This window comes from Pantoea stewartii subsp. stewartii, assembly GCF_008801695.1.
GTDB lineage: Bacteria > Pseudomonadota > Gammaproteobacteria > Enterobacterales > Enterobacteriaceae > Pantoea > Pantoea stewartii.
In genome coordinates this window covers 1-6,070 of record NZ_VZPF01000138.1, presented here as the reverse complement: position 1 = coordinate 6,070, position 6,070 = coordinate 1, and the positions used below count along the sequence as shown (strand labels likewise).

Annotated in this window: 6 protein-coding genes and 1 pseudogene; 2 read left to right on the top strand and 5 right to left on the bottom strand. The window is 53.7% G+C overall.

The annotated features are described in order from the left end of the window. On the top strand, positions 1 to 164 hold a 164-nt coding region (locus F7Q90_RS24365), incomplete at its 5' end, for a transposase domain-containing protein (RefSeq protein ID WP_151161046.1). Between the two features lie 92 nt (positions 165 to 256). Here F7Q90_RS24365 and flgL read toward each other — a convergent pair. The 5 genes from flgL to F7Q90_RS24340 all read right to left on the bottom strand — a co-directional run bounded on the left by flgL (position 257) and on the right by F7Q90_RS24340 (position 5,765). Next, on the bottom strand, positions 257 to 1,219 hold the full coding sequence (flgL, locus tag F7Q90_RS24360) for a flagellar hook-associated protein FlgL (protein ID WP_006118825.1): 963 nt from the start codon (positions 1,217 to 1,219) through the stop codon (positions 257 to 259). A gap of 14 nt (positions 1,220 to 1,233) precedes the next feature. Then, positions 1,234 to 2,874, bottom strand: coding sequence for a flagellar hook-associated protein FlgK (gene flgK, locus F7Q90_RS24355; RefSeq protein WP_006118824.1), 1,641 nt, complete (start codon positions 2,872 to 2,874; stop codon positions 1,234 to 1,236). 123 nt (positions 2,875 to 2,997) lie between these two features. After that, positions 2,998 to 3,942 (bottom strand): flagellar assembly peptidoglycan hydrolase FlgJ, encoded by a 945-nt coding sequence (gene flgJ, locus F7Q90_RS24350; RefSeq protein ID WP_006118823.1) that lies wholly within the window; start codon positions 3,940 to 3,942, stop codon positions 2,998 to 3,000. Beyond that, on the bottom strand, positions 3,942 to 5,051 hold the full coding sequence (locus tag F7Q90_RS24345; protein WP_006118822.1) for a flagellar basal body P-ring protein FlgI: 1,110 nt from the start codon (positions 5,049 to 5,051) through the stop codon (positions 3,942 to 3,944). Before F7Q90_RS24345 ends, flgJ begins: the two co-directional genes overlap by 1 nt. A gap of 9 nt (positions 5,052 to 5,060) precedes the next feature. Further along, on the bottom strand, positions 5,061 to 5,765 hold the full coding sequence (locus tag F7Q90_RS24340) for a flagellar basal body L-ring protein FlgH (RefSeq protein ID WP_170317968.1): 705 nt from the start codon (positions 5,763 to 5,765) through the stop codon (positions 5,061 to 5,063). 131 nt (positions 5,766 to 5,896) lie between these two features. On the opposite strand from F7Q90_RS24340, the pseudogene F7Q90_RS24335 reads away from it, so the two are divergent. Then, a pseudogene (locus F7Q90_RS24335) lies at positions 5,897 to 6,070 on the top strand (IS630 family transposase); the annotation flags it as partial.

Below are 6,070 nucleotides of genomic sequence, written 5' to 3'. Positions count from 1 at the left end.
GCGGAGAACGTGCGGCGATCCTCTACTCTCTGATCGTCACCTGCCGGCTTAACGGCGTTGACCCCGAGACGTGGTTGCGTTACGTCATCGGTCATATACAGGACTGGCCGGTGAACCGGGTCCGCGATCTGCTGCCATGGAAGGTCGAGCTTCCCTCTGCCTGAACGTCAATACGGTCTGAATGCGACGCTTACCACCGTCCCTGTAGGACGATGGGAAAAACTAAGCGCACCCGGTTAAAGTACGCCTAAAATTTTTATGAATTTAACTGGAACAATGACATCTGAGACATATCAGTGAAGGTCTTATAAGAAGCCTGCAGCGCCTGTTGTTGCATGGTGTAGCTTGAAATCGCCTGGGTGTAATCCACATCCACCAGGCTACTCATCTGCGAGTCATAAATCACTTTGCGATCGTCACCCTGCGCATTCAACGTATCCAGCTCTTTCAGCTGTGTTCCGATCTCGGAACGCACGCTGAGCACGTTGTTAAGCGAGTTGCTCAGACCACGGTTGGTTTTATCCATTGCCGCTGAAAAGGTCGCTTTGGTGGCATCATCCGCGCCATTCTGGGGCACTTTTAGCGCACTGATAGCACTGTCCAGCATATTGAATAAATTCGTTTCACTGGTGCCACCGTTCGGTTCTTTCACCGCGTTGCTGGTGATCGACATTACGATGCTGTTACCGGTATGACCGATCGTCATCGTACGGTCCGTATCGACTTTTTGCGTAATCGCGTCGGTTCCGCCCTGATAGGTCACACCGCCGGCACCATCCACAAACGGTGGTGTATCAGTTTTATAGCCGGCAAAGATATAACGCCCGTTGGCGTCTTTGCTGTTGACCTGGTTCAGTAACTGCGCACGCACCCCTTCCAGCTGCGTTGCATACGAGGCGCGGTCATCGTCGCTCAATGAGCCGTTTGAGGCGGCCACAATCATCGACTGCGCGCTCATAATGCTGTTTGTCACACCGTCCAGCGTGTTTTCTTCCAGGGATAAGCCCTGGTCGGCGAAGGTACGGGCAACCGCATACTGGCTTGCCTGCGCCTGAGTTTGCGATAACACCACGGCACGGGAAGCGGCGATCGGATCGTCAGACGGGTTAGACACTCTGTATCCGGTAGACAGCTGTTTGCCCGCACTCAACCAAGAGGATTGCGCATCACTTACGCCGCGAACCTGCTGGTCAAAAATCATATTTGTACTGAGTCGCATGATGTCCTCTGCTCTTAGTTAATGCTAAGCAGGGCGTCAAAAACGGTGCTGGCCGCTTTTAAAACCTGCGCATTCGCCATGTAATATTGCTGGTATTTGGTCAGGTTCGCATACTCTTCGTCCAGGTTAACGCCGGAGACAGACTGCTGACGGTTTGTTAACTGCGTCACTACGTTCTGCTGCGTTGTACTGGCCGTTTTCAGGGCCTGTGTTTTGTTACCAACGGTACTCACCATCGCGCCATAGGCCTGGGACAACGTAGAATTACCGTTGACGATTTTGGCATCCTGTAGCGCCAGTAAATTTTGGGCATTGCGGTTATCACTTTCACCGCCTGGTGCCGCCGCCGCCGCAATCTGCGAGCCGCTGGTAATCGCCACTGACATGTTAGTAATAGCGTTCTGAACCGGCTTCACCAGGAAGCTGTCTTTGGCATTCGGCGTACCGTTGACCGTCAGACTCATCCCGTCCAGGCTGAGCGTCGTCACGCCGCCCGAGGTGGTGGGCGTCAGGGTCGTTTTGGCATTGTCTGACAAACGCGTAGCTGACCAGTTTGTTCCGTCATAACTGACGGTGTAATTCGATGCCTGCAGAGCACTGGCATTGCTCCATGCTGCAGTCATCGTTGCAGATGAGGTGTTTTTACTGTTGCCCTGAACAGTTGGGCCGCCAATAGTAAAGAAGTCGACGCCCTGATCACCATTGCTATCGAATCCCTGCTTGTGCACGGTGTTAAAACTGGTCGTAAAAGCGGCCGCAAGCTGTCCCAATTGGTTTTGAGCAAGGTCTAAATCCTGAGAGCGGAAGCTAAGAAGGCCGCCCAGAGAACCTGTTGTTACAGAGGATTCCGGAATCTGTACATTACCGGCCTGTGCATCCACATAACCAATTGTTGTACGGGTAATATCACTGTTTGATGGCATGGCAACCATTTTGGTTGTCTGATAGCCGTTAACTAATGAGGTGCCGTTAGCCATCGAAACGGTATAACTACCATCCTGTTGTGACACCGTCACACCGACAATATTATTTAGTCCGTTGACGAGCTGGTCGCGTTGGTCCAGTAAGTCATTCGGCACCGCACCGTTACCCGTAGTGAGTTTCGCGATTTGCTGATTGAGGTTCGCAATCTGACTGGTAAACGTGTTGATCTGATCCACATTGGCCGCAACGTCCGTATTGACGCTGTTTTGCAGGTTGGTCAGATATTGCGCCTGGGTCTGAAACTGATTGACCAGCCCCTGGGAGTTGCTGAGCATAGACTGACGCGCTGCGGGATCGTTAGCATTACTGACCACGTTCTGCATGTTGCTAAAGAAGCCCTGAATCGCACTCGACAGACTCGTTGTCGAGGTTGACATCAGATCGTCGATATTGGAGACCTGCGAATACTGCGTATTTGCCGCATTGTAGGTGGCTGAAGACCCACGCAGCTGCGCTGCGATAAAACTGTCGTATTCACGCTGAACACCGGTTACGTTAACCCCGTTACCGTAATAACTTTTTCCCTGCAGGGTACTGTTGGCTTCTGCCAGAATCGTCGTCTGACGTGAATAGCCGGCAACGGTGTAATTGCTGATGTTATTACTGGTGGTGCTTAAGGCGGCCTGTGCGGCACTGAGCCCGCTCATTGCGGAGTTAATTATGCTGGACATCTGGGTTCCTTACATTCCCCGCTACACGGGTCGCTGTCATCAGTGTGGTCGCCAGCGTGCGCTGGCGCGCCTGGCTCTTGCTGCTATTATCGGCATGCTTAAGTGAAACTTGAGGCACAATTCTCAGAACAATGTGCTTAAATCCTGGCTATAAGCTTTCACCACTTTTTCACCCATGCTCTTGAATTGCTGAATCATTCCCATTAGTTTTTGCGCATATTTCGGATCGGTGGCATAGCCCGCAGCCTGCAATGCCTGGGCGCCCTGCTCCGCGCTCTGTGCATTGGTGACAGCCGCATAACGTGGGTTATTTGAAAGCAGTTTGACGTAGTCGTTTAACGCTTCGAAATAAGAACTGTAAACCCGGAATGTCGCACGCACCTTTTTAGCTTCACCGTGCTCATATTCTGTGGTCATGATATCGGTCGTTTCGCCTTTCCAGTTCCCGCTGGCTTTGATGCCAAAGACGTTATAACTCGGCTTTCCATCACGGGTCAGGATTTGACGTTGCCCCCAGCCTGACTCCAGTGCAGCCTGCGCCAGAATCAGGTGATGAGGGATACCACTCTGCTGACTGGCGGCCTGAGCGGGCTGAGTCAGTTGGGCAATAAAGTCACGACTGTCGCTCGGCAGGCCGGTGGGCGAAGGCGCGGGCAGGCGCGGCATAGCTTTGCGCACCATTTGCACCAGCGGCGTGGCGCCGCTGGTGCTCATGATGAAGCTGTTATCCAGCTTCATCGGCACCGTACCGGCGCGCTCGTCCGGGGCTTTGGCGGGTTCCATCTGTTTAACGATGATATCCGCCAGGCCCAGGCCACGTTTACCGATGTCCTGCGCAATCTGCTGATCGTACATTGACGTGAAAAGCTTGGTCTGTTCATTGCTGAGAATGCCGTCCTGCGGTAACGCTTCACGCATACTCTTCAGCATCATCTGAACAAACATCCCTTCAACCTGCTGCGCGACCTGCAGTGCTTTCCCTTTGGGATCGGCAGTGACATCGCGTTTCAGGTCGTTCAACGAGCGGCTGTCAAAAGCCGCATTCATCAGCGATTGCGTATCGTTCATCAGATAATTTCCAGTTTTGCGCGCAGGCAACCCGCGCTCTGCATTGACTGCAAAATAGACATCAGTTCGATAGGCGATGCACCCAGCGCATTCAGCGCACGCACCACGCTGTTCAGGTTGGCGCTGGAGTTAACCCGTTGCAACGCACCGCCGCTCTGACGCAGATCGATCTGCGTATTGGTAGTAGCGACAGTCTGTCCACCCGCCAGCGGCGTGTTCGGCTGACTCACGTTTTGCTGCTGATTGACCGTGACAGACAGGTTGCCCTGAGCGACCGCACAGGTGTTCAGTTTCACTTCACGATTCATCACAACAGACCCGGTGCGTGAGTTAATGATGACTTTGGCATCCTCAACCGGCACGGAGACATCAATGTTCTGAATCTCTGCCAGTAAACGAACCTGCGCACCATTATTCGGAGACACGCGGACCTGGACCGTACGGGCGTCCAGCGGCTGGGCCGAACCGTATCCGCCACGGGCGTTGATCGCATCAGCAATTCGTTGCGCCATGGAGAAATCTTCGGTGTTCAGCTGCAGGTTAATCGTATTCTGCGAACCAAAGTTGCTCTGCAGTTCACGTTCAACCGTTGCCCCATCGGTTATCCGTCCACCGTTAAGCTGGTTGACCTGAACGCTGCTGCCGCCTGCTGCGGCGCCCGCGCCGCCGACCAGAATGTTACCCTGGGCCAGCGCATAAACCTGGTTATCCACGCCTTTCAGTGGCGTCATTAACAGCGTGCCGCCGCGCAGGCTTTTCGCGTTACCCATGGACGACACCACGACATCCAGCGTCTGGCCCTGGCGGGCAAACGAAGGCAGCCTGGCGGTAACCATCACGGCGGCGACGTTTTTGAGCTGCATGTTGGTGCCCGGCGGCACGGTAATGCCCAGTTGCGACAGCATGTTGCTGACGGTTTGGGTCGTGAACGGCGTCTGCGTTGTCTGATCGCCTGTTCCGTCCAGGCCCACGACAAGGCCATAACCCAGCAGTTGGTTATCACGCACACCCTGTACGGTGGTTAAGTCGCGGATCAGATCGGCACGCGCCATCAGGCTTACGCCTAACAGTAATCCCAGACCGACACGCCATAATGTTAGCTTTTTCATTGCAACCTCTTAGAACGGCGAGATATTCAGGAAGAAGCGCTGCAACCAGCCCATATTTTGGGCTTCATTAATATAACCATTTCCGACGTACTCAATACGTGCATCGGCCACGGCTGTAGACAACACGGCGTTACTCGCACTGATGGTGCGTGGGTTAACCACGCCCGAGAAACGAATAAACTCGGTGCCCTGGTTGATCTCAATTTGTTTTTCTCCGACCACGTGCAGGTTGCCGTTCGAGAGAACCTGATCCACCGTGACGGTGATGGTGCCGGTAAAGGTGTTGTTGGCAGATGCCCCACCTTTGCCTGCGAAATCATTTTTGCCACCCGCCGCAAAGTTGGCTTTTTCGCCCGTTGCGCCGGCCAAACCTTCTAAACCGGTAGGCACTGCAGTGATACCCAGACTGCCGCTGCCGTTACGGCTGGCATTCGAGGTCGAACTTTTGCTGGCACTGACGTTTTCCTGCAAGGTGATAGTCAGCGTATCGCCGATATTACGTGGGCGGCGATCTTCAAACAGCGGCTGATAGCCGTAGTTGAGCGGCGCAACACCCTGAAAAATGGACCCATTTACCACAGGTGGCGCAGAGGGCAACGGCTGAGCCGTAGTCGCTCCTTGCACCAGTGGCGTGCGTGGCACCAACGCACAACCGTTAAGCGTCAGCAGTGCGGTGACTACTAACCAATGTCCAGGCTTAAGAATATGTTGCATCGCCACGGAGTTACGACCTTATTCATGACTAAATAACTGCTCGGAATAGTAGATCACTTAGAGGGAACTCAGTCCGGTTTATGCGATCTGATCAATCGCTGAATATCCCAAATCACCAGCCGGACTGAGCAATGTCGATCATAGCACCAATACCCAGAACCGAACGACGCCTGATGCAGAAAACTATCCATAAAACAAAGGACAAAAACCACGCCCGGCGGCTCACCGCCATGCTGATGCTGCATCGTGGTGACACCGTCAGTCATGTTGCCAGAACACTCTGCTGTGCCCGCTCATCGATTGGT